Below are 695 nucleotides of genomic sequence, written 5' to 3'. Positions count from 1 at the left end.
GGATTACATCAAACGGGTGGTGGGTGTGCCCGGGGATGAGGTGGCCTACCTGAACAAGAAGCTGACCATTAACGGCAAGCCTCTGGTCAAGACGCCTTTGCCCGACTTTTTTGACGAAGATATTTTGCGTTACGCCAAACAGTTCGAAGAGGTCAATGGGACAAAGAAATACCGCCTGCTGAATGACGACTCCCGGCGCGCCGGCCTCGATGAGCGGGAGGTCATGGACTTTCCTTTCAAGGAAAATTGCCGTTACAGTAGCGAGGGCGTTGTCTGCAAGGTGCCTGAGGGGCAGTATTTCATGATGGGCGATAACCGCGATAATTCGCTGGATTCCCGTTATTGGGGGTTTGTTCCCGATAAAAACATCGTCGGCAAGGCCTTTTTTGTCTGGATGAATTTCGGCAACCTCAAGCGTATCGGTTCTTTCGAGTAGCCGCTTTTTTGGCACACTTTGGTGTACCAGGGGCAATACGACAGGACTTCCTAGTCAGAGCAGGAGAAAAAATGAAACATCGTCAACGTGGCATTTCCTTTATTGGCCTTCTGTTTGTGGGCATTGTTCTTGTATGTGGCGGCATTTTGGCTGCCCAGGTTGCCCCGACGCTGATTGAATATCAGGCCATCCTCAAGGCCGCCGGAAAGGCGAGGGAAGGCAACACGGTGGCTGAGGCCAGAACTATCTTTGACAAGGC

The 695-nt window shown here is 51.9% G+C and carries 1 protein-coding gene and 1 pseudogene; both read left to right on the top strand.

Annotated features, from left to right (window positions below):
• Positions 1–436, top strand: a 436-nt coding sequence (gene lepB, locus AC1D1X_RS25030; protein ID WP_477699592.1) for a signal peptidase I, incomplete at its 5' end; no start/stop codon positions are given.
• A gap of 71 nt (positions 437–507) precedes the next feature.
• Positions 508–695 (top strand): annotated as a pseudogene (locus AC1D1X_RS25025) (DUF4845 domain-containing protein); the annotation flags it as partial.

Source organism: Polaromonas sp. P1_G4 (assembly GCF_056405475.1).
This window is presented reverse-complemented; position numbering and strand designations above follow the sequence as displayed.